The following is a 23,313-nucleotide window of genomic DNA, read 5'->3' on the forward strand; positions in this document are numbered from 1 at the left end:
CCCGTCCGCATCTACGCGGCGTCGTTGCACGACATCAGGGTCACCATCATCGATGCGGTCGGTGGGCCGGTGCGCGTGCTGCATGAGGGCGCCATCGGCGACAGCCTCGAACTGCTCTGGAACGGCCGCGATGGTCTTGGGCGCCTGCGCGAGGCGGGGCCGTATCGCCTCCGGGTGACCTCACGCTCCCCGGCCGGTCGCGATGAGCGCGAAGTGATGGTCCCGCTCGCCATCACGCGAGCGGACCAGGACACGCTGCCGCTGCCGGCCCCGCTGCCGGCGACGACCTTCCGTCCCGAGTCCGCGGCCGCGACGGGTGGCACGCGCTTCCTCGTGACCGGCATCGTCGGGGCGCTCGCGGCCGCCGCCCTGCCGTCGGTTGCGGGGGCAGGCAATGAGGGTGGATCCATCCGGTTCGGTGTTGCCGCCGCGCTGGGCGCCGCCGGGGCGATCGGCTTCACGCGCGCCAAGCAGCCGCGCCCCATCCCCGAGAACATCGAATGGAATCGCCGGCAACGTGAGACCTGGCAGCGCGAGGTGGACCGGATCCAGGCCGAGAACGAGAGCCGCCGCGCCGCGACCAAGCTGCGCATCGTCGCGGGCCGCCCGACCGTGACGACGTTGCCATGAGCCGCCGTTTCCGCCTCTTACGCGCGGCCGCGACGATCTCCTCCTGGGTCGTCGCGTCGTCCATCGCCGCGCCGCTGTGGGCGCAGGGGCCCGAGCTTCTCGGGGCGGTCTCCGCCTCGACGCAGCGGGTCTCGCGCGTCGGGGGAGCCGAATCCTCCCTCACCGGCCCGGTGCTCGGGGCGGGGGGCGGTGTCCGGTTCCGCCGTTTCACGCTCGAGGCGACCTATCTCGAAGGAAACCTCACCCCGGAGTCGGGATCGCTCGGGGGTGATGAGGTCTTCGCGGAGGCGAGCGTGCTCGTGCGCGCCGACCTCGGCCGCGGCTTCTCGCTCGGGGCCGGACCGCGTGCGCGCGCCTTCATCGCGCCCGGGGGCACTGTGCGCTGGATGCGGCTCGAGGCCCGCGGCCGATACGAGAGCGAGGTGATCCCCGGTCGTGCGACGGCCGACGTCGAGCTCTGGCAGGTGCTCAGTGGCGACGTCAACGCACAGGGCGGATCGGACGGCGGACGTGGCGGGGCCGCCGGTCTCACCGTGGCGTTGCCCAACTCGCGGTTCGCGCTGCGGCTCGCCTACACCGCCGATCGCGTCGCCTTCGCCAACGGATCGAGCGAGTTCGTCGACGGCGTCCAGCTCGGGTTGCGCATCGGTCGCTTCTAGGCGAGCGTGAGGCGGTGCCTCACCATCCGCTCCACCATCGGCGCGTCGCGCTGCTCGTCGCCTTCGTCGCCATCGTCCTCGCCGTCACCACGTCGGACGCGCTCCATCAGGCCTTCGTGGACGTCCTGGCGATCGCCGAGCGCCTGATGCGTGCGTATCCGCGGGCGGGCATGCTGGCCTTCGTCGGCCTCGCCTCGCTCTCGGCGATGCTCTCGTTCTTCTCCAGCTCCGCCCTCGTCCCGGTCGGCGTGTACGTCTGGGGTGCGCAACAGACGATGCTCATGCTGTGGGTCGGCGGCGTGCTCGGCGGGACCGCCGGCTATTGGATGGCGCGGACCCTGGGGCGCCGCATCGTGAAGCGCCTCGTGCCCGAGGCGCCGTTCCGGCGCTACGAGACCTTCTTCCGCGCGCGCGCGCAGTGGCGCACGGTGCTCCTCTTCCGCCTGGCCCTGCAGTCCGAGCTGCCGAGCTACGTGCTCGGCGTGCTCCGCTACCCGTTCCGGCGCTATCTGCCGATGATGCTGCTCGGCGAGATCCCGTTCGTGTTCTTCGCCGTCTACCTCGGCGAGACGCTCCTCGAACGGAACGGCGTCGTCTTCGCGGTCGCACTCCTCATGGGTGTCGGACTCACGGTCCTCGCGTTCCGTGCGCTGCAGCGCGAGATGCGGTCCGATGCGCCCCCCATTGCGCGATAAGTAATAAAGAGTATCTATCATCGCATCATGAGCCACACGCCGACCCGGTGACCGCGGCACCGATCGCGCTCGCAGCACCCTCCAACGCACCGTTGCTGGTGTGGGTGCTCGCGCCGCTCGTCGAGACCGACGACGTCGATATCGCCTGGTACGCCGACTTCTCGCAGAGTCAGGCGGAGTACGAGCGCGCCTTCGCCGCCCTCGGCGTGGCCTGGCGGTGGCAGCCGGTGACCCTGCGCAACTACGAGCAGGTCATCCAGACGATCCTCCGCGAGTCGAAGGGGCATGAGCCCGTCGTCTTCAATCTCTGCGATGGCGACGAGGTGAATGGATCGCCCGGCCTGAGCGTGATCCGCTGCCTCAAGGCCAACGGTCTCCGGTACACCGGCGCCGACGAGCGCTTCTACGACGTCACCACGTCGAAGATCGTCATGAAGGAGGCCTTCGATCGGGCGGGTGTGCCCACCTCGCCCTGGGCCGTGGTCCCGCGCGACGGATCGGGCGTCACCGACATCCTCAAGCGGCTCGGCGCCCCGCTCATCCTCAAGCCCGCGGTCTCCGCGGGCAGCATGGGGATCACCACCAAGAGCGTCGTCCAGTCGCCGCAGGCCCTGCGCGCCGCGCTCAAGCGCCTCAACAAGGGCTATCACGGCTGGGATGTCGCCGGTGGCGGCGTCTTCGTCGAGCGCTTCGTGGACGGCCCCGAGTTCACCACGTTCATCGTCGGGGCGTACGACCGGCCGCGCAGCGCGACCATCTATCCCCCCGTCGAGCGCGGCTTCAATCCCGACCTGCCGGCCAACGAGCGCTTCCTCTCGTTCGACCGCCTCTGGGGCCTCTACGAGACCGAGGATCCGCTCGAGGACGACGCCGACCTCTGGAAGTACCGCCCCGTCTCGCGTGTGCTCGCCAAGCGGATCAAGGACGTCAGTTGGGCCGCGTACGAGGCGGTCGGCGGCCGCGGCTACGGCCGCGTCGACCTCCGTCAGGACCAGGCGACCGGGGAGATCCACGTCCTCGAGGTCAACGCCCAGTGCGGGATCTCCGAGGACGAGGCGTACACGTCCATCGGCGCCATCCTCCGTTTCGCGCGGGCCTCGTTCGCGAGCGCCGTCGGGGAGATCATCGCCGTCTCCGCCGACCCGGGCGTCGCCCGGCCGCGCCTCTCCCGCACCCGCCGCGCCGCCACTGCATGAAGGTCTGCGTCCTCCAGCCGGACTACACGACGTCCGGTGTGGACTACCGACACTACGACCCGGCGCGCGACCTCTCCCGCCTCCTCCCGGGCCATGAGGTCCATCACGAGGCGCTGAGCAAGGTCTCCACGTACCGGCAACTCAAGCGGCTCGCGCCGCAGGGCTTCGACATCTACGTGAACCTCTGCGAGGGCTACCTCGAGTGGGACGTGCCGTCGATCGACGTCATCCACTCGCTCGAGCTGCTCGACCTGCCGTACACCGGCCCCACGCCGCTGCTGTACGACCCGTCCAAGCCCCTCATGAAGTACGTGGCGCACACCGTCGGCATCAGCACGCCGATGCATGCGCAGGTCGACGCAGGCGCCATCGCCCGCGCGGTCGCCGGCCCGGGCGGTCTCGCCGCCGGGGATGCGATGCTCGCCGCCGCCACCAAGGGGCTCCGATACCCCCTCTTCGTGAAGCCCGCCAAGGCCGGGGATTCGCTCGGCGTCGACGACCACTCCGTCGTCACCGATCACGCCGCGCTCCTCACCCAGGCGCTCGCGCTGGCCGACGAGTATCCCGACCTGCTCATCGAGGAGTACATCGACGGGCGCGAGTTCACCGTGCTCGTCATCGGCGAGGAGTCGGGGAAGGGGCATGGCAGCGCGCTCGCGCCCATCGAGTACGTCTTCCCGAAGGGCTTCCGCTACAAGAGCTACGCGCTCAAGACCAGCGAACAGCATCCCGAGGCCAACGTCCGGCTCGAGGATCCCGCGCTCGCCCAGCGACTGCGCGATGCCGCCGAACGCATCTTCGCCGGATTCGCCGGGGTGGGGTATGCGCGGATGGACTTCCGCATGGATGCCGCCGGGACGATCCACTTCCTCGAGGTGAACTTCACCTGCTCGGTGTTCTACGAGGAAGGGTCCGAGGGCTCGGCCGACCACATCCTCAAGCTCGACGGCATCGGTCAGGCCGCCTTCCTCCAGCGGATCATCGCCGAGGGCATCGCGCGGCACCGACGGAAGCACAAGGCGTACGAGATGCGCGGCAACGGGATCGCGGGGTATGGGATCGTCGCCACACGGCCCATCGCCGAGGGCGAGGTGATCTTCCGCGGCGAACAGCGGGCCGCCCGCATCGTCACCAAGCGCCATGTGGCGGCCAACTGGAACGCGGCCGACCGTGAGCTGTTCCGGCACTACGCGGTCCCGCTCAGCGACCACGTGTACGTGATCTGGGACGAGGATCCCACCAGCTGGGCGCCGCAGAACCACTCCTGCGACGCCAACACGACCTACATCGGGCTCGATGTCGTCGCCGCCCAGGACATCCCGGCGGGGGAGGAGCTCACTCTGGACTACGCCGAGCTGCTCGACGACCAGGGCGCGAGCTTCAGTTGTCGGTGCGGGGCCCGATACTGTCGGGGAGAGGTCCGAGGCGCACCAGGGAACTCGGTCACGTCCCGCGAAGCCGGACGAGGCCAGACGGGGTAGCACTCCGGAGGACCGTTGGCCCGCTCTCGACCCAAGGAGATGGCGGAATGCCACGGTTGCCGCACGAACGGATCGAGCGTCCCACACGTATCACCGCGGGTTCCGAGGAGCAGGCGCAGGCCACTCGAGGAGGTTCCGTGCCCCAGTACGCGATGCCGTTCAACGTGATCCTGTTCCTCGCTGGGTTCTGGACGGCGGTGATCTACGGGTTCGCGACCCGCGACTGGCTCGGCGCGCTCCTCTGGCTGACGGTCGGCTTCGTCGCCTTGACGAGTGAACGCCTCACCCCGGCGCGCGCCGAGGACGACGACGCGCGCTGAAGGTCCCGAAGCCGGGGCGCCTATTTCGGCGCCGCCGGAACCAGGACGGCATCGATGACGTGCACCCATCCGTTCGATGCCCGCACCGAGGCCACGACCTTCGCCTCGCCGATGTACGCGGCGCCATCGCGCCGGGTGAACTTCTCCTTCGTCCCGTCCACCATCCCGACCATCTGTCCGTCCTCGAAATAGTCCAGATCGAGGGCCGAGGTCGTGACGTGATGCTGCAGCACCGTCCTCAGTTGGGACTTGTTCTCGGGCTTGAGCAGCGTCTCCACGGTCCCGGCCGGCAACTTGTCGAAGGCCGCGTTGGTCGGCGCGAAGACGGTGAAGGGACCGGCGTTCGCGAGGGCATCGACCAGCTCTCCGGCCTTCAAGGCGGCGACCAGCGTCGAATGGTCCGGCGATCCCACGGCGACCTTCACGACGTCAGGCTGGGAGTCGTCGTCCCGCACCGAGGCTTGTCCGGCACCCGGCGCGGTCGTCTGGGCGTCGTCGCGCGGGGCGGACGAGCAGGCGGAGGTGAGGAGCACGAACAGGAGCAGGCAGGGAAGCGTTCGGGAGTGCGCCATTAGACGAGACCTCGGTAAAGGTGCATGTGACTTGCATCATAAAATGCGATCGGACCGATCGGTCCACAGTAGGGAGCCCCCTGCTCCTGATGTCAGCATTTCCGCTACGTGCCGACGGTCAGGCACTCGATCCGGCCGCCCCGCTATCCGCCTCGCACGGGATTTGCTATGGTTGAACCCGTCAGACCACCCCTACCATCACTCGAGGACGGGAACCACCCATGCTGAAGCGCTCCATGAAGGCCCTCACGCTCACGTTCGTCGCCCTTCTCGCGCTCGCGGCCCGTCCGTCGGATGCCCAGGCGCAGGAACACGCCCAGCTCGTCTGGAAGCAGCTGGAGCGCGCCTTCACCACGGTCAACGGGCAGGGCTTCGGCTCGCTCAACTACATCATCGGCCGCATGGGCGAGGGCAAGACCGACAGCTGGACCCTCAACTTCGAGAAGGGCACCGAGTACAAGATCGTCGGCGCCTGCGACAAGGACTGCAGCGATCTCGACATCGAGATCCTCGACGGCTCCGACGTCCTCACCCGCGATGTCCTCGATGACGACGCCCCGGTCGTGAGCTTCTCGCCGAAGGCCTCCGGCCAGCTGCGCGTGAAGGTGACGATGGCGAAGTGCTCGGATGAGCCCTGCTTCTTCGGCTTCGGGATCTTCCAGAAGTAGAAGGCAGAAGGCAGAAGGCAGAACGCAGAACGCAGAAGGGCCCGGCACGCGACGCGTGCCGGGCCCTTCTCTACGTGCGGGGCGCACCGGGCGCCCCTTGGATCACCGGCTCGCCGTGTCCGACGGCGACGTGTCAGCGTCCTGCGCCGAGGTCGTTCCAGTGCAGGATCGAGTTGAACCCGAGGAAGAACGTCCCGTGGGTCTGCCACCGCCAGAAGGGGCGGATGCCGAACATCACCACGTGGCCGGTCCCGAGCGGCGCATCCACGACCTGCGCGCGGCTGGCGAGTGCTTCCCCGCCAGCGAGCGAACCCGAGAGCAGCATCTCGCTGGCGTTGGCCGGGAAGCTCATGATCACGCGCGGGCGAGCGCCCGCCGCGGCTCCACCGCCGAAGCCACCGCCACCACCGCCGCCGGGGCCGCGGCCCGCGCCGGCACCGCCGCCCGGCCCGCCCGCGCCACCCGGACCGCGCCCCGCAGCAGCCCCACCGCGCGCCGGAGCCTCATCGACCGTGTTCCAATCCCACGTCGAGAGCGTGAGCGGCGTCGCCATCGGGGTCGTGTTCTGGCCCGCGGGGCCGCCACCACCGCCGAAGCCCGCGAGTCCGCCGGCACCCGCACCGCCGGCGTTGAGCACCGGGGCGGTGTTGAAGTACACCGGCACCTGCGCCGCGTAACCGTAGGCGATCGGGCTCGTGCGGTCCGTCACCAGGCCGCGCATCACCGAACCGCGCACGAACAGGTTCGCCGGCGTCTCCACCGTCACGCCGTTCGTCAGGTGATACTCGGGGAAGATCGTCGAGGTCGAGCCCTCGACGATGAGCGTGCCGCCGGCCTCGACGAACTTGCGGAGCTCCATCAGGCCTTCGAAGCCCATGCCGCCGCGGATGTCATCCGACTCGTCCACGCCACCGAGGTTCGGCGTCTCCGGCGTCCGCTTGTACGGGAGCGGCGCCGAGCCCGTCATCGCGATGCCGTTCACCTGCGACTCGGCCGTCCCGCCCACGTGCGGATAGATGATCACGTCGTACTTCGCCCGGAGGTTCCCTTCACGGAGCCGCGTGTCGGCGAAGTAGGTGTAGGGCACGCCGTAGGTGTCGAGCGCGGCGCGGACCCACCCCTCGTCCTGCGTGCGCTGCCAGCTGTGGATGTAGCCGATGCGCGGGATGTCGAGCTCGTGCTGCTTCACCGTCGGCGCGGCGGCGACCGCCGTGCCGGTGATCCCGAGCTCGGACAGCACCGGATTCAGCTGAGCCAGGTTCGCGTCCGGGATGATGAACGCGCCCGCGCGGTAGGTCCGGCCCGCCGCCTCGAACTGCTCCTCCGCCGCGAGCATCCGCACGTCCTTCAGGCGGAAGCGCATCGTCATGAGGTTGTTGTCGGTCGTGTGGTCGATCACCACCACCGGCCCGCTCCCCACCACGCCGCCCGGCGCCTTCGCCGGCCCGGTGAGCTTCGTCATCCGCTGGGCGAAGACGGTCGTGTCACCGATGGTGTTCATCACCACGTTGCGCATCAGCTGGAACGTCCAGCCGGTGTCGTCGTACGGGCGCGGGTTCGATGCGGGGTAGTTCTGGGTCGAGAAGTACATGTCGGCGAGCGTCCGGTACGGCTGGTCGCCGCGGATCACGTAGTCGCCCTTCTGCACCGTCACGCCGCCCGCCGTGAAGGTGTTGTCGGCCACCGAGATCTCGAGCCCCTGCCGGAGGAGTTCGTTCACCGCCGCGACCGCGTCCGCCTTCCGCCGCTGGCCCGCGGGGATCACCCACGCGTTCACCGGACCGGTGCGGCCACGCGCCACCGCGCGCTGCGCCTTGAGCCAGTAGTTCTCGAGATAGAGCTTGCGGTTCTTGGCGAAGTGGTCGAGGGAGAAAAGCACGCCCGACTGTCCGATGTTCACCGAGTTGCGCGGGCCCCACTTGATCTCGGGGAGCGGCGGATTGGGACGGAACCACTCGCGGCTCGTCGTCTGCGCGCCCACGCGGAGGTTCGGGTTGTTGTCCGGCCCGTAGCTCTGCACCTCGTAGAAGCGCCCGATCGCGTTGCGCGTGTGCGCCGCGAAGAACAGGTAGTTCGGGACCCAGCCATCATAGAACCCGTAGGTCCAGACGCCCGGCACGCCGCGCTTGGTCAGCTCCATCACGTCCGCCTGCGCCATCATCCACCACTCGTTCACCGTGATCGGGTCGAGCTGCTCGTTGTACGGGCCCGTGCCGGTCGACGAGTAGAGGTACGACACCGACTCGTGCAGGTCGTGCATCACCTGCGGCGTCCACTCGAGGAACTGCCGGTTCACGTGCCGCGTGAGCGCGAGGAACTGTCCCATCCCGTCGCGGTTGTTGTCGTGCGCGACGTACTTGCCCCAGTACATCAGCGGCAGCCGGGCGTCCCCGGTCGCGCGCTTCTTGTTGAAGTAGTAGGTGTCCACCTGCCGCTCACGGCCGTCCACCTCGAGCACCGGCGTGATGAACGTGATCACGTTCTTGCGGATGTTCTCGTAGAACTCGTTCTCGGTGACCGCCAGCCGGTACGTCAGCTCCATCAGCATCTCGGGGCCGCCGGTCTCGGTCGAGTGCAGACCGCTGGTGAGCCAGTAGATCGGCTTGGCGGTGTTCAGTAGCTCGCGTGCCCGGGCCTCGGTCGTGCGGCGCGGATCGGTGAGCTCCTTCAACATCCCCTTGTACCGGTCGAGGTCGCGGATCACCGCCTCGTCCGCCACCGCGACGATGATCAGGTCGCGCCCCTCCTCCGTCTGCCCGATGCGCCAGACCTTCACCCGCGGGCTCGCCGCGTCGAGCGCGTCGTAGTAGCGGTACATGTCTTTCGCGTACGTCAGCTCCCCCGGCGTGCCGACGATGCGCCCGAGGAACTTGAGCGGCGTCGGCACCGTCGCCGAGGCGGGGAGGTCCGCCACGAGTTCGGTGGAGATGCGCGGATCCTGGAGGTACTCCTTGATCTTCGCGGTGTACTCGCGGTCGATCGGCTGCCCCTGCGCCGCGAGCGGGCGCACGGCGGCGATCGCCAGGGCGAGGGCCCCGACGAGCAGGGGACGGTAGGGCACGGCTCGGGTCATGCGAAGGACTCCGGTGGGGTGGGATTCGGTCCAGCCTAGGTCTACGTGGCCCCGGCGGGGGGCGTTGGTCGAGCGGATCTCCAGCGACGTCGGTCCCGCTACCTCGGTGCCAGCAGGGTGCGCGCGGCCGCCGCCGCCTCCACCCGCTCGCGCGAGTACGTCACGGGAAAGAACCGGTCCCGCGCCCACGCGTCGAACAGGTCGCGGTACCAGGGGCTGGTCGGGTCGCCGGATTGTCCCGGACTGTTGGTGCCGAGCGTGAGATCCCAGTCGGCGAGGTCCACGACCAGACGGAACGAGGCGCCAGCGGTCTGGTTCGCCGCATTCCCCGTCGCATTGAGGGTGTTGGCATAGCCGCCGCGCGGGAGCGGGCCCACGTCGAGACGCGCGCGGGTCGGGGCATCCACCGCATCGCTCAGGACATGGCGGATGAGCGCATGGTGGTAGCCATCGCGCCCGTAGGCCCATCCGTCCACGCGGACGCCGAAGCGCTGCCGCAACGAGGCCTCCGCCTCCACGAGCGCGCGGACCAGCAGGGAGTCGCGCGCCGCCATCGGCTCCATCCTCGCGTCCGCGCCGAGCGCCCCGGGCGGGAGATGGAGCCAGCGCACCACGTTCCGCAGCGAGACCGACCGGATGAGGCGCCGTTCGGACGGTCGCACCACCGCCTCGTACGTGAGGCGTCGCAACGCGGTCTCCCATGCCACATAGATCCCGGCCGCCACGCTCGTGCGCCCGAGCACGTGGTCCCACGCCAGCAGTCGCTGCCGCAGCGAGTCCACCCGCGCATCGGCGATGGGCAGGTCACGCAGGAGCGGCACCAGTTGCCGCGCGGGCAAGGCCAGTTCGTCCGTCTGGAGCCGCGTCATGTCGCTGATCGTATGGCGCCGGCCGCTGCCGAGCACCTCGCTCGCGCGCGCCCACCGATAGGGATCGGCCCACGAGAACCCGATCGCGTCCATGTGCGGATAGTCCCGTGGGATCAGGTCGTTGTTCGCGGTCGCGAAGAACCCCTCGGCGGGGTCCGCCACATGCGGCTTCTCGAGGATGTCGAGGTAGCCGTTCCATTCGAAGGCGCCATCCCCCGGCACCGGCACGAGCCCGCTGGAGTTCGGGCGCCGCGGCGCGATGCCCACCGCCTGCCAGCCGATGTGTCCGGCGCGATCGGCCCAGATCATGTTCTCGCCGGGGATGTGCGAGTACCGGTTCGCCTCGCGGAACTCCTCCCAGGTGCGCGCCTGGTCCATCCGCAGGCTGGCCAGGTACGGCGCGCCGCCGATCTCCATCCAGGCCGCGCGCACCGCGAAGGCCTTGTGCCGGCCCGCATCGCGCGAGACCACCGGTCCGTGCCGCGTGTAGCGATGCGTGACGATCGTCGGCGCCATGCCCCGCACGTTGATCGTGTCCACGATCAGCCGCATCCGTTCCCATCCGCCGCGATACCGATATCGGTCCGGGTCCGCCGGATCGGTGTCGTAGACCAGCAGGTCCTCGCCGTCGGTGGAGAAGATCGTCAGCCCCCATGCGCCATGCTGGTTGTGGCCGATCGAGATCCCCGGGAGGACCGGCTCACCTCCGCCGATGACGTCCCACCCTGGTCCCACCAGGTGCGCGAAATAGCGCAGCGACGGTGCGGAGAGTGCGCGATGCGGATCGTTCGCCATGAGCGGATAGCCGCTCTCGCTGAGACGGCCGCTCACGACCCAGTTGTTGCTGCCGATGTCGCGCTGGTCGTGGGTCCACGCGAAACGCTCGTCGGGTCCTGTCGTCGGCTCGGCGGGGGCGTCGCCCCGCGCACGACTTGCCGGCACGACGTCCTCGGGCCGGAACTGCAGCGGCGCACGGAACGCGTTGTACGGCTTGAGGAGGTCGCCGGCGAGCAGTGCGGAGTCGATCCCGGGTGCGAGCGTGAGATCGGGGTCGCCGGGGCCGAAGTCGGAGAGCGCCTTCACGCGCGCCGCCCCCAGCGCCGCGACCGCCCGGCCGATCGTGAGCTCCTCGGTGATGTTCCCGAGCAGGCCCTGATGTCGCGAGATCACGACGTCGGGGGTCCACAGCCCGGGCAGCGTGTTGAGCAGCCGGAACTCGATCGGCAGGGATGCCGGGTCGCGTCGGGCCTCGGTCACGTACGCGTTGATGCCGTCCACGAAGGCGCTGATGATCGCCGCGCCGCGCGGGTGATAGTGGTTCAGCTCGGCGCGCAGGTCGCCGCGGAACCGGAACAGGCGCGCACCGATGTCGCGCTCCAGTTCGCGCGGCCCGAGCCATTCGGCCACCGTACCCGTCGCCTGACGTCGCCACACCTCGAACTGGAAGAGCCGGTCCTTCGCCGCGGCGTAGCCCTGGGCGAAGAAGAGATCGTGCTCGGTGGCCGCGTAGATGTGATTGATGCCCCACCGGTCGCGGATGATCTCGACCGGGCGCTCGAGGCCTGCCACACGCAGCCGCGTCGTGTCGGACTGGGCGCGGGCGGGCCGCGCACCGAGCGCGAGCGAGGCGGCCGCGAACATCGCGACGAGGCGGGCGAGATGTCGCGAGGGCGAGGACTGGACGGGCATCGGCACGATCCGAGGGTCGGTGAGGGTGCCCGAACATCGCCCCGCCCGTCGGCGCTCGCAACGCACGCGCACTTGGCGCAGATTCGGACATGCCTCCGTCGCCCCTCGAGCGCCTGCGCCGCATCTGTCTCGCCCTCCCGCAGGCGGTCGAGGTCCCCGCCTGGGAGACGTCGACCTTCCGGTGCGGGAAGATCTTCGCGATGTACACCCAGCCCAGCGACCAGAAGCACAGCGGCGGGCGTCCGGGCGTCTGGCTCAAGGCCGCGCCGGGCAATCAGGAGCTCATGCTGAAGGCCGATCCCGACCGCTTCTACTTCCCGCCCTACGTCGGGCCAGGGGGATGGATCGGCGTGCGGCTCGATCGCGATCCCCCGTGGGGCGAGATCGCGCTGCTCGTGGAGGAGTCGTGGCGCCTCATCGCGCCCAAGAAGCTCGTGAAGGCACGCGCGGACGGATCGGCGCCGTCGTCCCCGCCTGCGACGAAGGGACCGCGCAAGCCCACGCGGTCCCCGGCGCGGAAGAAATGATCCCGCACGTCCCCACACCTTTCCCGCCCATGTCTCGTATCGCTCCGCGTCTCCGCCGCACCGCTGCACTCACCGTCGTGGTCGCGGTCGCCCTCCTGTCCCGGGCCGCCGGCGCGCAAACCTCGCGCCCCCTCCTCACGCCGGCCGACTACGGCCAGTGGGAGCAGCTCGGCCTCACCCGCCTCTCCCCCGATGGCAGCTGGCTCGCCATCGGCGTGAACCGCGTGAACGAGGAGAACGAACTCCGGCTCCGCGGCGGGACGAACGACACGACGTTCGTCGCGGCCTACGGCACCGCCGCCGCCTTCAGTGCCGATTCGCGATGGGCCGCCTACCTCGTCGGTGTCGGTCCCAAGGACCGCGAACGGCTGACCAAGGAGAAGAAGCCGATCCGGAACAGCTTCGCGCTGCGCGATCTCCGTTCCGGGACGCTCGTCACGCTCGCCGACGTCTCCTCCTTCGCCTTCAGTCCCGACGCGCGCTTCGTCGCGCTGCAGCGCTACCCCGCCGAGGGGAAGCGCACCTACGAGATCGTCGTGCACGACCTCCGGAACGGGGCGCGCTACCTGTTCGGCAACGTCGGCGAGCACGCCTGGTCGGACGTCCGCGCGCTTCTTGCGATGACGGTGACCCCCGAGGGCGGCAGCGGTGGCAGCGTGCAACTGTTCGACGGGGACATCGGCGCGGCGCGCGTGCTCGAGAGCGGCAGCGGTGTCTACCGCGCCCTCGCCTGGCGCGCGAAGGGCACCGACCTCGCGGTGCTCCGCACCCTCTCCGACAGGGCCTTCGTCGACACCGCGCATGCGGTCGTCGCCTGGACCGGCGCGGATGCCGTCGCCAGCGCCGCACGCACCTTCGACCCGTCGGTCACGCGCGACGGACTCGCCGCGACGCTTCGCATCGCCGAGGGGCGCCGGCCGCTCTGGGCACGCGACGGCACGACCCTCTTCCTTGGCCTGCAGGCGCGACTCGACACGGCCGCCGCGCCGAAGAAGAGCGCCGAGAAGGTCTCGGACGTGGAGATCTGGCACCCGAACGACGTCCGCGTGATCCCGCAGCAGCGCTCGGCCGAATCCTCGGATCTCCGTGCGACGCGGCTCGCCGCATGGACGGTCGGGTCCGCCGTCGTGCGGCCGCTCACCGAGGACGCCGAGGAATCGGCGAGTGTCCTCGAGGGCGATCGCTACGTCACCGAGACCGACCGCACGCCGTATCCGTTCGGTCAGAAGTTCGGGCGGCGGGATCAGGATGTGTACATCGTGCGCGTCGCCGACGGGGTGCGCACGTCGGCACTCACCAAGGTCCGCTACTACCTCGGCGCCGATCCCACCGGGCGTCGCCTCGCCTGGTTCGACGGCAAGGACTACTGGACCTACGAGATCGCGACGGGTCGCCGCACCAATCTCACCGCGCCGCTCACAAGCGCGCGCCGCGCCGACTTCGTCGATCGCGTCGATGATCATCCGAGCGACGTCCTGCCGCCGGTCGGGGGCGTGAACTGGACCAGGGACGGCGAGACGGTGCTCGTCGCCGACGTGCGCGACCTCTGGGCGATCAAGCTCGACGGGACCGGCGGGACCCGTCTCACGGACGGGGCGGCCGAGGACCTGCGCCATCGGTTGATCTCGTTCAGTGGCTTCAACGCGTCCGCCGTCGAGCGCGCGGTGGATCTCACCCGGCCCGTGTACCTCGAGCTGTTCGGTCGCCGCAGCAAGAAGAGCGGCTACGCCCGCCTGGTGAATGGCCGCGTGGAACGGCTCGTGCTCGCCGATGCGTCGCTCCGCGGTCTCGCCAAGGCCGACAGCGCCGAGCGGTTCATCTACACGCGCCAGCGCTTCGACGAATCGCCGAACGCGTTCGTTGCCGGGGCCGATCTCGCGGCGCCCGTCGCGCGGACCGCGACCAATGCCTTCCAGTCGCGCTATGCCTGGGGGCGCGCCGAGTTGATGGACTTCACGAGCACCATCGGGCGCCCGTTGCAGGCGATCCTGTACTATCCCGCGAACTACGACCCGGCGAAGAAGTACCCGATGGTCGTGTACACGTACGAACTGCTCACGCAGGACCTGCACCGCTACATCGCGCCCCGCGAGGACGACTACTACAACACCAACGTCTTCACGCAGCGCGGCTACTTCGTGCTGATGCCCGACATCGTGTTCCGACCGCGCGAACCGGGCATCGCCACGCTGCACGCGGTCGAGCCCGCCGTGCGCGCGGTCATCGCGCGCGGGCTCGTCGATCCGGCGCGCATCGGCCACATGGGCCATTCGCAGGGCGGCTACGAGGCCGCCTACCTCGCGACGCATAGCCGCCTCTTCGCCACCACGGTGATGGGCGCCGGTATCTCGGACATGATCAGCTTCGCCGGGCAGATGCACTGGGGCAGCGTCCCGGAGTTCGACCACTGGGAGACCGGCCAGTTCCGCATGGAGGTCGCGCCCTGGGACGACTTCGAGGCGATGCTCGCCAACTCGCCGCTCAACCGCATTCACCGGATGCCGGCGAAGAGCATCCTCATCGAGATCGGCAGCGAGGATCCCACCGTCGACATGCGGCAGGGCGTGCTCCTGTACAACTACGCGCGCCGCGCGGGCAAGCACGCCGTGATGCTCAACTATCCCGGCGAAGGGCACGGGCTCGGCAAGAAGGAGAACGCGATCGACTACCACCGGCGCATCCAGCAGTGGTTCGATCACTACCTCAAGGGCGAGCCGGCAGCCGACTGGATCGTGAACGGGCAGACCTGGCTGGCGCGCAAGCGCGTGCTCGACGCCAACAAGCCGTAGCGCGCGACGATCCGCCCGCCGGGTGGTGGCGTGATGGTCCCGGCCCGCCGGATGTGGTCGAGCACGAGGTCGCTCAGCACGAGGTCGCGGGCGAGGACCCGGCTCCCCACGAACCCGGCGTAGCCGTCCCCGCCCTCGGCCAGGAAGCTGTTGGTGGTCACGCGGTAGCGCCGCTCCAGCTCGAGCGGCGCGCCGTGCACCTGTACGTCGAGCACCCGGGCGCCGGCCGGGCGCGTGCGATCCCACGTCATCCGCACGCCGGAGACCTGCACCATGCCGGCTTCGAGCGAGCAGCCCTGCTCGAGCACCGCGCGCAGGGCGCCGCCCGTCACCTCGAGCGTCACGGAGTCGTTGAGGAACGGCAGGGCGTTCAGCACGTCACCCTTGTCGAGCGGCCCTTCGGCGAGGTCGGCCCGCAGGCCGCCGGCGTTGGTGATGCCGACCTCCGACCCCGCGCGTTCGCGCATCACATCCGCGCAGAAGGAGCCGAGCGACGACTCCGCGTGGTACTTCCGGATGAACCGTTGCGCGGCGCGCCCCACCGGTGGGCCGATCTGGTCGGCGACCTTCGCCCGGTAGCGCGCGATGCGCGCCGTGATCGCCGGATGCGGGACGAGCTCGTCGCTCCACACCTTCAGCAACGAGACGTCGTGCCGCACCACGCGCCCCTCCTCGAGCGCGAGCCGGATGCGACCGAGGCGCGTGCCGTAGCCGTACGTCTGCGTGATGATCGTCCCCGTGTCCGCATGGACGAGCGGGGTCTCGAGTCCGTGGTGCGAGTGCGCGGCGATGTACACGTCGATCCCCGGCACGGCGCCGACGAAGGCCAGGTCCTCGTCGAGCGAACGTTGCACCGACGGGTCCGCTTCGGCGTCGGATTGCATCGGTCCGGGGAGTCCCATGTGCCCGAGCACCACGATGACATCGACCTGGTCGCGCAGCGCGCGGACGCTCGCGCGCGTCTCGAGCACCGGGTCGGTGAACTCGAGCTCCGCGACCTTGGACGGCATGATGGTGCGCGTCGCCGCCTTCATGCCAATCACCCCGATCACGCCGAGGCGGACGCCGTCCCGCTCGAGGATCGTGTGCGGGCGCGCGAAGCGCACCCCCGAGGTCCGGTGCCGGACGTTGCAGCAGAGGATCGGGAACGGGACGCGCTGCATCCCCCGCTCGAAGCTCTGCCATCCATAGTCGAACTCGTGATTGCCGACGCCCATCGCGTCGTACCGCATCAGCAGCATCAGCTCGAGGAGCGCTTCGCCTTCGGTCAGCCGCGAGAGCGTTCCGGTGAACATGTCCCCCGAGTCGAGGAGGAAGGACGTGCCGGTCGCCGCACGCTCCCGCTCGACGAGCGTCGCCAGGTGGGACGCCCCGCCGAGCCGGCGCGCGCCGGGGAGCCAGAAGGCCGGCATCGGGTCGAACGCGCTGTGGAAGTCGTTCGTGTAGAGGAGGGTCACCTCGCCCGCGGTCGCTCGCCGTCGGCCGCTCCCGGTGCACGACGCGGGCGACGGCCGTGCGGCTGCCCAGGCGGCGGCGCTCGCCAGCTTGCCGAAGTCCCGTCGGGTCAGGTCGCGCATCGGTCGTGCTCCGGTGGAGGAGACGTGGAATAGAGCGAGTCCAGTCGCCGCAGGCCAGCTCAGCGCAGTCCGTAGCGCTCCTCGATCGCATCGCACGCCGCATCCACGCCGCGCTCGGCGCGGACGGTCGCGGCGACGCGCTGCGCGGCGGCGCGGTACGATGGCTCCATGGTAAGGGCGGCGAGCGCCTGCGCCACCTGCGGCGCACGATAGCGCGCCGGCGGGAGGATCCGCGCGACGCCCAGCCGCGCGGCGCGGTGCGCGTTGTCGAACTGGTCGTGCGCGAACGGCACCGCGAGCATCGGGGCGCCGCTCCGCAGGACCTGCGAGAGCGTGCCGATCCCGCACTGCTGGACCACCGCGGCGGCGCGCGGCATCAGCAGCGAGTGCGGGGCCATCTCCACCGCCATCACACCGTCGGGCAGCGCGGCGCGCATCGGCTCGACGTTCCCCGGACCCACGAGGCAGACCGCGCGCAGTCCCAGCCGGCGCACCGCGGCCAGGCTCTCCGTCCAGAAGGTCCCCGGCGACAGCACCGCCGAGGAGCCGAGCGTGAAGAGCACCGGCGGTGGCCCATCGGCGAGGAAGGCCTCGAGCTCCGCCGACAACGCCGTGCCGTGCACCGCGTCGTGGAACATCGCGCCGGTGACGAGGGTGTTCGCGGGCCAGTCCGGCTGCGGATCGCCGAGGACGCGCGAGTAGAGCGCGAGGACGAGCGTCGGGCTGTGTTGGCCGTCGAACAACGGATTCGCACCCGGCGGGAGCCCGAGGGACCGACGCAGTCGACGGACCGGCCGCGCCCACTGGTCGGTGACGAAGCGCGCGGCGCCGGCGAGCAGGTGTCCCGGCCACGCGCCGAGCCGCTCGAGGTCCTTGAACCACGTCACCGGCGCGACCACGGGGGCGTCGGTCGCGGAAAAGAACGAGATGGGGGCGAGCACCGTGCTCGCCCACGGGATGCCCCGCAGTTCGGCGATCATGGGGACGGCCATCGTGAGCGGATGGCTCACGAAGAGGTCCGTCGTGTCGGCGAGCGGCGCGAGATCCTCGTACATCGCCCCGAGATTCGGGAAGATGAGCTCGTTCATGAGGTACTCGGTCCCGCGGCTCCCGTTCATGATCCGCCCGACGATCGCGGAGTCGTCCGGCCGTACGTGCGGGCGGATGGCGTGGAAGCCGAGTCCCGCGGCGCGCGTGTGCGGCTCGAAGTAGGGGAGCGTCGCGAGCGTGACCACATGCCCGCGCGCCTGGAGACCGAGGCCGAGGCCGAGCGAGGGGTCGAAATCCCCGTGCGAACCCCAGCACGCGATGGTGATGCGCGCTGGGGTCCGCCCGGGCGATGATGCGCTGCCCGTCACCCCGCGAGCGGGGTCGACACGCCGAGTTTGAATCCGTCGAGGTCGAGGAACTGGAACATCCGCGCGCCCCACGGACGATCGGCCGGCTCGCTCAACAGCGTGCCGCCCGCGGCCTTGATCCGCACCGCCGCCGCGTCGACATCCGCCGCGCTCGGCACGTTGAGCTGCAGATAGAATCCCTGACCCTTGATCCGGTCCCACCCCAGCTTGCCGTCGTCCTGGTTGAGCACGATGGCCGAGCTCCCGGCCACGACGATGCCGGACGCCACCTTCCCGTCGCGCTCGAACGTCTGGGCCACGCCGAAGCCGATGGCGTCGCGGTAGAAGGCGATGGACGCCTGCACATCCTTGCAGGTGATCGAGCAGCCCAGGTTGGTCAGGTTCAGGGCGGGAGCAGCGTTGGTCATCGGTCTCTCATGAGATGGTGAAGGGTCGGACGATGGGTCCGGGAGTGCCCGCCAAAGGTGCATCGTCGGCACGCGGGATGCCAGAATCCCTCCGCTGAACGCGGGGTATCTTTGGACACCCTCACCTTCGGGGTCTCATGCGACGCGCGCCACTCGTCATGGTGTTGTGGCTGATCCTCGCGGCGGCGGGTTCGTCCTGCGCCCCGACCGGCGGGAGCACCGCGCCCATCGACGACGACACCAGCTTCGCCGGTCCGTTCGCGGTGGCGATCACCGGCTACGACGACCATGCGATGGAGCCCTTCCTCACGCGGGACGGGCAGTATCTGGTGTTCAATGATCGCAATGCGCCCGCCGATTCCACGGACCTGCACATCGCGTCGCGGGTCGATGACAGCACGTTCGCGTACGTCGGGCCGCTCGACTCGCTCAATGGCGCCACGCTCGATGCCGTGCCCACCGGCGCGACCGATGGCACGCTCGTCTTCGTGTCGCTGCGCGCGTACGACTCGACCTTCTCGACCCTCTTCACGTCCACGCTCTCGGGCGCGACGGCGAGCGCCCCCTCGCGGCTGGCGAGCGTCTCGACCGGTGGTGGAGGACTCCTCGACTTCGATGTCGACCTCTCGGCGGACGGTCAACAGCTGATCGTCGCGCGCGGTCGATTCACCGGCGCCGCACTTCCCGTCGAAGCGGACCTGCGGCTGTATCGGCGGGAAGGCGCGGGGTTCACTCCGGCCACCGACGGCGCGGCGCTGCTCGCGGCGCTGAACAGCAGCGCGCTCGAGTTCGCGCCGGCCATGACCGCGACCGGCTTCGAACTCTGCTTCACCCGGCTCGTACCCGGTCGCGAGCCGGTCTTGATGATCGCCCGCCGTGCGATCGTGACCGAGGCGTGGGGCACGCCACGCCGCATCCGGGGGCCGACCGGGCTGGTGGAGGCGGGGACCTGGTCGCCCGATGGACGCAGCCTCTACTTCCACGCCCTCGTGAACGGCCGCTACGTGATCCGTCGGCTCATGCGCTGAAGGCGCGGCACGCTAGGTTTGTCGCCATGCGCGATTTCCGAGTCACCGCCCTCGCCGCGATCACGCGGATGACGATCCTCGCACTGCTCGTCGCCTGCGATCGCGCACCCGCGCCGCCTGTCGTCACCGAGGCGAGCGCCTGGTGCGCCGCCCTCCCGCGGCCGGCCAATGCCGCGCTGGAGTCCGTGGATGTGGGCAGCGACTGGTACACGGTGTATCGCGTCGAACCCGGCGTCTTCGCGCTGGTCGAGCCACGGCAGTTCCAGGAGGCGATCTCGTACCTCATCGTCGGCACCACGCGCGCCCTCCTCTTCGACACCGGGATCGGGCTCGTGTCGCTGCGGCCCACGGTCGAGCTTCTGACCACGCTGCCGGTCACGGTGCTCAACTCGCACACCCATTTCGATCACGTGGGCGCGAACGCGGAGTTCTCCGACATCCTCGCGATGGACACGCCCTTCACGCGCGCGAACGAGCAGGGACGTCCGCACGCGGACCTCGCCGGTGAGGTCGACGCGACGAGCTTCTGCGGGGCGCCGCCTCCGGGCACCGACACCGCGGCCTTCCGCGCGCGACCGTTCACCGTCACGCGGCGCATCGCCGACGGGGATTCGATCGCACTCGGCGACCGCACGCTCGTGGTGCACGCCGCGCCCGGACACACCCCCGATGCCCTCGTGCTCCACGATCCCGCGCACGGGCTGCTCTGGACCGGCGACTCGTACTACGACTCCACCCTCTGGCTCTTCTCGCCCGGCACGGATCTGGCCGCGTACGAGCGATCGATCGAGCGGATGGTGGCGCTCGTCCCCACGTTGCGTCGGCTGCTCCCGGCCCACAACACCGCGACCGCCGAGCCGGCGCGGCTCACCGCCGTGCTCGAGGCCGTGCGCACCATGCGCGCCGGCGGCGGCGAGCGCACGCCCGAAGGGGCCGGTCGGGAACGGGTGCGCGTGGGCGACGTGACGTTCATGATCGCGAAGTAGGTCCCTGACGGCCGACCCACCCATCGCTCCGCACTCATGCGCATCCTGCTCGCGATCCTCCTCGGTCTGGCGCTCCTGCCCTCGGCCACCCCCTCGGCCGGTTCGCGGCGACAGGCCCCGCGGAAGGCGGTCTTCATCATCCTCGACGGGATCCCCGCCGACGTGATCGAACGGGTCGACACCCCTGCCCTCGACGAGATCGCTGCCGTCGGCGGCTATGCTCGCGCCTACGTCGGTGGCGAGTTGGGCGGACGGAGCGAGACCCCGACCATCTCCGCGCCCGGCTACATGAGCCTCCTCACCGCGACCTGGGGGAACAAGCACAACGTCTGGGGCAACGATCGGCAGTCCCCGAACTACGAGTACTGGAACATCTTCCGCATCGTCGAGACCGTCGACCCCGCGCGACGCACCGCCATCTTCTCCACCTGGCTCGACAATCGCACCGTCCTCGTCGGGGAGGGCAGGCCCGGCGCCGGCGACTTCCGGATCGACCACGCCGTCGACGGGCTGGAGCGGGACACCGTCGCCTATCCGCACGATGCGGCGAAGGAGTACATCCGCGCGATCGACGAGCATGTCGCGTCCGCTGCCGCCGCGTCCATCGCCACCGACGCGCCGGATCTCTCGTGGGTGTATCTCGAGCATACCGATGATGTCGCGCATGCCAATGGGGACGGCGAGGCGTTCGACGCCGCGGTCCGCCGCGCTGATGCCATGGTGGGGCGCATCTGGGAGGCGGTGAAGCGGCGGCGGGCGCTCGGGGAGGAGTGGATGATCGTCGTCACGACCGATCACGGGCGGGATGCGGCGACCGGCAAGGGGCACGGGGGTCGGTCCGCCCGCGAACGGACCACGTGGATCGTCACCGATCGACGCGATGTGCGCGCGCGAGCTGCGCAAGGACCGCTCGCGATCGTCGATATCGCGCCGTCGATCCTCGAGCACCTCGGCGTCGTCGTCCCGTCCACCGTCGTGCAGCGGATGGATGGGGTTTCGTTCCTGCAGCCGCCGAGCGACCGGCTCAGCGCGGAAGCACGCCGAACGTCACACGTCGCCGATGCGAGAAGATCAGGCTCGTCTCCACATGCGCGACTTCGTTCCGCCCGGTGAAGGCCGCGATCACGAACTCCCGCAGGTGATCCGCGTCGCGCACGGCGACGTGCACCAGATAGTCGTTGGCACCCGCGAGATGATACCAGCCCCGCGCTTCGGTGAGTGACGCAAGGTGGCGTTCGAAGCCGAGGATCGCCGCGCGCGCGTGCTTCTCGAGCCGGACCGTGACCAGCGCTTCGAGCGTCACGCCGTAGACCCGCGGATCCACCTCGGCGTGATACCCGAGAAGCGCCCCCGACCGCTCGAGCCGACGGACGCGTGCGAGCGTGCTCGACGGCGACAGTCCGATCTTGGCGGCGAGCTCCTTGTTGGAGAGCCGCGCATCGTGCTGCAGATGTGAGAGGATCTCGAAGTCCGTGCGGTCCCGTGCGTTCTGAACGGTGACTGGCCGAATCATCTGCGGCAAAGCTTCTCCCTGACGGTCATGTGAGCGACAATATCATCCAACCATCGAATATTCGCCAACATGACCCACGCCTTCGCCACCCGCGCCGTTCACGCCGGACGCCACGACTTCGCCAAGCTCGGCGTACACGCTCCGCCGCTGGACCTCAGTTCGACCTACCCTACGCCCGATCTCGTGGTGGCCGCCCGGTCGTTCGATGCGCTGGTGAGCGGAGAGCCGCCGGTCTCGGAGTCCTTCGTGTACTCCCGGCTGTTCAATCCCACGACGGATCGATTCGAGCGGGCGCTCGCGGAACTGGAGGGCGCGGACGACGCTGCGGCATTCGCGTCCGGGATGGCTACTCTCACGGCGGTGCTCCTGGCCGCGAAGCAGCGCGGCTCGCACGTGGTCGCCGTTCGCCCGATGTATGGGACGGCGGACCACCTGCTCTCGTCCGCCCTGCTGGGGCTCGACGTGACATGGGCCGGGCCCGACGAGATCGGCGCGCACATGCGCACCGAGACGGCGCTCGTGGTCATCGAGACGCCGGCCAACCCCACGTTGCGATTGATCGACATCGCGGCGGTCGTCGCGCAGGCGGGCGCGGTGCCCGTCCTCGTCGACTCCACCTTCGCCACACCGGTGCTGCAACGTCCGCTGGGGCTCGGGGCGTCCCTCGTGCTGCACTCGGCCACCAAGTTCCTCGGAGGGCACGGCGACGTACTCGCCGGCGTGGTCGCTGGCCGGCATGATCTGGTGGCCGCGATCAAGCACGTCCGCGCGGCGACCGGATCGAACCTCCACCCGATGGCGAGCTATCTGCTCCACCGGGGACTGCCGACCCTCGAGTTGCGCGTACTGCGCGCGCAGGCGACCGCGGAGCGTCTCGCCGCCTGCCTTGCTGCGCACCCGCGCGTCACGAGGGTGCACTTCCCCGACCGCCCGGGCGCGGATCCGCTCGGGCTGCTCGGTCGGCAGATGGCCGGCCCAGGGAGCGTCCTGGCGTTCGAACTCGCGGATGGTGATTCGCAGGCCGTGCCGGCCTTCATCCGCAGGTTGGAGCTCATCACGCCGGCGGTGAGTCTCGGCTCCACCGACACGCTGATCCAGCCGCCCGCGGCACTCACGCACCGCGTGCTTGATGCCGCGACGCGCGCCCGCACGGGCATCACCCCGGGACTGATGCGGATGAGCGTCGGCCTCGAGGAGGCGGACGATCTCTGGAAGGACCTCGAGCGGGCACTGGCGAGCAGTTGAGTATACGCGGAGGGTAGTTCGCGCCGAGCGG

Annotated in this window: 20 protein-coding genes; 13 read left to right on the forward strand and 7 right to left on the reverse strand. The window is 69.9% G+C overall.

Annotated elements, in window-relative coordinates; translation table 11 throughout:
* The 6 genes from IPJ78_10340 to IPJ78_10365 form a co-directional block, all read left to right on the forward strand.
* On the forward strand, positions 1-630 hold a 630-nt coding region (locus IPJ78_10340), incomplete at its 5' end, for a hypothetical protein (protein MBK7906946.1).
* Positions 627-1,289, forward strand: coding sequence for a hypothetical protein (locus IPJ78_10345; GenBank protein MBK7906947.1), 663 nt, complete (start codon positions 627-629; stop codon positions 1,287-1,289). The genes IPJ78_10340 and IPJ78_10345, both read left to right, overlap by 4 nt.
* A gap of 14 nt (positions 1,290-1,303) precedes the next feature.
* Positions 1,304-1,984 (forward strand): TVP38/TMEM64 family protein, encoded by a 681-nt coding sequence (locus IPJ78_10350; GenBank protein MBK7906948.1) that lies wholly within the window; start codon positions 1,304-1,306, stop codon positions 1,982-1,984.
* A gap of 47 nt (positions 1,985-2,031) precedes the next feature.
* Entirely contained in the window at positions 2,032-3,180 is a 1,149-nt protein-coding gene (locus IPJ78_10355; GenBank protein ID MBK7906949.1) for a hypothetical protein, read from the forward strand.
* On the forward strand, positions 3,177-4,661 hold the full coding sequence (locus tag IPJ78_10360; GenBank protein ID MBK7906950.1) for an SET domain-containing protein-lysine N-methyltransferase: 1,485 nt from the start codon (positions 3,177-3,179) through the stop codon (positions 4,659-4,661). Before IPJ78_10355 ends, IPJ78_10360 begins: the two co-directional genes overlap by 4 nt.
* Positions 4,662-4,798: 137 nt before the next feature.
* The gene (locus IPJ78_10365; protein MBK7906951.1) at positions 4,799-4,981 is read left to right on the forward strand and encodes a hypothetical protein; all 183 of its coding nucleotides are present in this window, start codon (positions 4,799-4,801) and stop codon (positions 4,979-4,981) included.
* Between the two features lie 20 nt (positions 4,982-5,001).
* Here the strand turns inward: IPJ78_10365 and IPJ78_10370 are convergent, their stop codons facing one another.
* Complete coding sequence (locus IPJ78_10370; GenBank protein MBK7906952.1) at positions 5,002-5,553, reverse strand: fasciclin domain-containing protein; 552 nt, start codon at positions 5,551-5,553, stop codon at positions 5,002-5,004.
* 221 nt (positions 5,554-5,774) lie between these two features.
* Between IPJ78_10370 and IPJ78_10375 the strand changes: the two genes are divergently transcribed.
* Complete coding sequence (locus IPJ78_10375; protein MBK7906953.1) at positions 5,775-6,221, forward strand: hypothetical protein; 447 nt, start codon at positions 5,775-5,777, stop codon at positions 6,219-6,221.
* Positions 6,222-6,354: 133 nt separating this feature from the next.
* On the opposite strand, the gene IPJ78_10380 is transcribed toward IPJ78_10375, so the two are convergent.
* The gene (locus IPJ78_10380; protein ID MBK7906954.1) at positions 6,355-9,294 is read right to left on the reverse strand and encodes a hypothetical protein; all 2,940 of its coding nucleotides are present in this window, start codon (positions 9,292-9,294) and stop codon (positions 6,355-6,357) included.
* Between the two features lie 98 nt (positions 9,295-9,392).
* Positions 9,393-11,804, reverse strand: coding sequence for a penicillin acylase family protein (locus tag IPJ78_10385; GenBank protein MBK7906955.1), 2,412 nt, complete (start codon positions 11,802-11,804; stop codon positions 9,393-9,395).
* A 137-nt stretch (positions 11,805-11,941) separates the two neighbouring features.
* On the opposite strand from IPJ78_10385, the gene IPJ78_10390 reads away from it, so the two are divergent.
* Together IPJ78_10390 and IPJ78_10395 are read left to right on the forward strand one after the other, a co-directional pair.
* A complete protein-coding gene (locus tag IPJ78_10390; GenBank protein MBK7906956.1) occupies positions 11,942-12,379 on the forward strand; it encodes an MmcQ/YjbR family DNA-binding protein in 438 nt (145 codons plus the stop codon).
* Between the two features lie 29 nt (positions 12,380-12,408).
* Complete coding sequence (locus IPJ78_10395) at positions 12,409-15,168, forward strand: S9 family peptidase (GenBank protein MBK7906957.1); 2,760 nt, start codon at positions 12,409-12,411, stop codon at positions 15,166-15,168.
* Here IPJ78_10395 and IPJ78_10400 read toward each other — a convergent pair.
* The 3 genes from IPJ78_10400 to IPJ78_10410 are packed head-to-tail and all read right to left on the reverse strand — an operon-like array spanning position 15,078 to position 18,510.
* Positions 15,078-16,745 (reverse strand): bifunctional metallophosphatase/5'-nucleotidase, encoded by a 1,668-nt coding sequence (locus IPJ78_10400; GenBank protein ID MBK7906958.1) that lies wholly within the window; start codon positions 16,743-16,745, stop codon positions 15,078-15,080. The genes IPJ78_10395 and IPJ78_10400 overlap by 91 nt on opposite strands.
* Before the next feature lie 59 nt (positions 16,746-16,804).
* Positions 16,805-18,103, reverse strand: a complete 1,299-nt coding sequence (locus IPJ78_10405; protein MBK7906959.1) for a glycosyltransferase family 1 protein — start codon at positions 18,101-18,103, stop codon at positions 16,805-16,807.
* On the reverse strand, positions 18,100-18,510 hold the full coding sequence (locus IPJ78_10410) for a VOC family protein (protein MBK7906960.1): 411 nt from the start codon (positions 18,508-18,510) through the stop codon (positions 18,100-18,102). The genes IPJ78_10405 and IPJ78_10410 overlap by 4 nt, the downstream gene beginning before the upstream one ends.
* 137 nt (positions 18,511-18,647) lie before the next feature.
* Here IPJ78_10410 and IPJ78_10415 point away from each other — a divergent pair, with 137 nt between their 5' ends.
* The 3 genes from IPJ78_10415 to IPJ78_10425 are packed head-to-tail and all read left to right on the forward strand — an operon-like array spanning position 18,648 to position 21,637.
* Positions 18,648-19,538: a PD40 domain-containing protein gene (locus tag IPJ78_10415; protein ID MBK7906961.1), complete on the forward strand. Its 891-nt coding sequence runs from the start codon at positions 18,648-18,650 to the stop codon at positions 19,536-19,538.
* Positions 19,539-19,564: 26 nt separating this feature from the next.
* Positions 19,565-20,524 carry an MBL fold metallo-hydrolase gene (locus IPJ78_10420; protein ID MBK7906962.1) on the forward strand — a complete coding sequence of 320 codons (960 nt, stop codon included), beginning with the start codon at positions 19,565-19,567 and terminating at the stop codon, positions 20,522-20,524.
* Between the two features lie 36 nt (positions 20,525-20,560).
* On the forward strand, positions 20,561-21,637 hold the full coding sequence (locus IPJ78_10425; GenBank protein ID MBK7906963.1) for an alkaline phosphatase family protein: 1,077 nt from the start codon (positions 20,561-20,563) through the stop codon (positions 21,635-21,637).
* Here IPJ78_10425 and IPJ78_10430 read toward each other — a convergent pair.
* Complete coding sequence (locus tag IPJ78_10430) at positions 21,549-22,037, reverse strand: Lrp/AsnC family transcriptional regulator (GenBank protein MBK7906964.1); 489 nt, start codon at positions 22,035-22,037, stop codon at positions 21,549-21,551. The genes IPJ78_10425 and IPJ78_10430 overlap by 89 nt on opposite strands.
* A gap of 69 nt (positions 22,038-22,106) precedes the next feature.
* On the opposite strand from IPJ78_10430, the gene IPJ78_10435 reads away from it, so the two are divergent.
* The gene (locus IPJ78_10435) at positions 22,107-23,282 is read left to right on the forward strand and encodes a PLP-dependent transferase (GenBank protein MBK7906965.1); all 1,176 of its coding nucleotides are present in this window, start codon (positions 22,107-22,109) and stop codon (positions 23,280-23,282) included.
* Positions 23,283-23,313 lie beyond the last annotated feature (31 nt).

This window comes from Gemmatimonadota bacterium, assembly GCA_016714015.1.
Lineage (GTDB): Bacteria > Gemmatimonadota > Gemmatimonadetes > Gemmatimonadales > Gemmatimonadaceae > Pseudogemmatithrix.

Coding starts and splice junctions, on each gene's coding strand:
- IPJ78_10345 (MBK7906947.1), top strand. CDS start 627: ATGAGCCGCCGTTTCCGCCTCTTACGCGCGGCCGCGACGATCTCCTCC.
- IPJ78_10360 (MBK7906950.1), top strand. CDS start 3,177: ATGAAGGTCTGCGTCCTCCAGCCGGACTACACGACGTCCGGTGTGGAC.
- IPJ78_10370 (MBK7906952.1), bottom strand. CDS start 5,553: ATGGCGCACTCCCGAACGCTTCCCTGCCTGCTCCTGTTCGTGCTCCTC.
- IPJ78_10375 (MBK7906953.1), top strand. CDS start 5,775: ATGCTGAAGCGCTCCATGAAGGCCCTCACGCTCACGTTCGTCGCCCTT.
- IPJ78_10380 (MBK7906954.1), bottom strand. CDS start 9,294: ATGACCCGAGCCGTGCCCTACCGTCCCCTGCTCGTCGGGGCCCTCGCC.
- IPJ78_10385 (MBK7906955.1), bottom strand. CDS start 11,804: ATGTTCGCGGCCGCCTCGCTCGCGCTCGGTGCGCGGCCCGCCCGCGCC.
- IPJ78_10390 (MBK7906956.1), top strand. CDS start 11,942: ATGCCTCCGTCGCCCCTCGAGCGCCTGCGCCGCATCTGTCTCGCCCTC.
- IPJ78_10395 (MBK7906957.1), top strand. CDS start 12,409: ATGTCTCGTATCGCTCCGCGTCTCCGCCGCACCGCTGCACTCACCGTC.
- IPJ78_10400 (MBK7906958.1), bottom strand. CDS start 16,745: ATGCGCGACCTGACCCGACGGGACTTCGGCAAGCTGGCGAGCGCCGCC.
- IPJ78_10410 (MBK7906960.1), bottom strand. CDS start 18,510: ATGACCAACGCTGCTCCCGCCCTGAACCTGACCAACCTGGGCTGCTCG.
- IPJ78_10415 (MBK7906961.1), top strand. CDS start 18,648: ATGCGACGCGCGCCACTCGTCATGGTGTTGTGGCTGATCCTCGCGGCG.
- IPJ78_10420 (MBK7906962.1), top strand. CDS start 19,565: ATGCGCGATTTCCGAGTCACCGCCCTCGCCGCGATCACGCGGATGACG.
- IPJ78_10425 (MBK7906963.1), top strand. CDS start 20,561: ATGCGCATCCTGCTCGCGATCCTCCTCGGTCTGGCGCTCCTGCCCTCG.
- IPJ78_10430 (MBK7906964.1), bottom strand. CDS start 22,037: ATGATTCGGCCAGTCACCGTTCAGAACGCACGGGACCGCACGGACTTC.
- IPJ78_10435 (MBK7906965.1), top strand. CDS start 22,107: ATGACCCACGCCTTCGCCACCCGCGCCGTTCACGCCGGACGCCACGAC.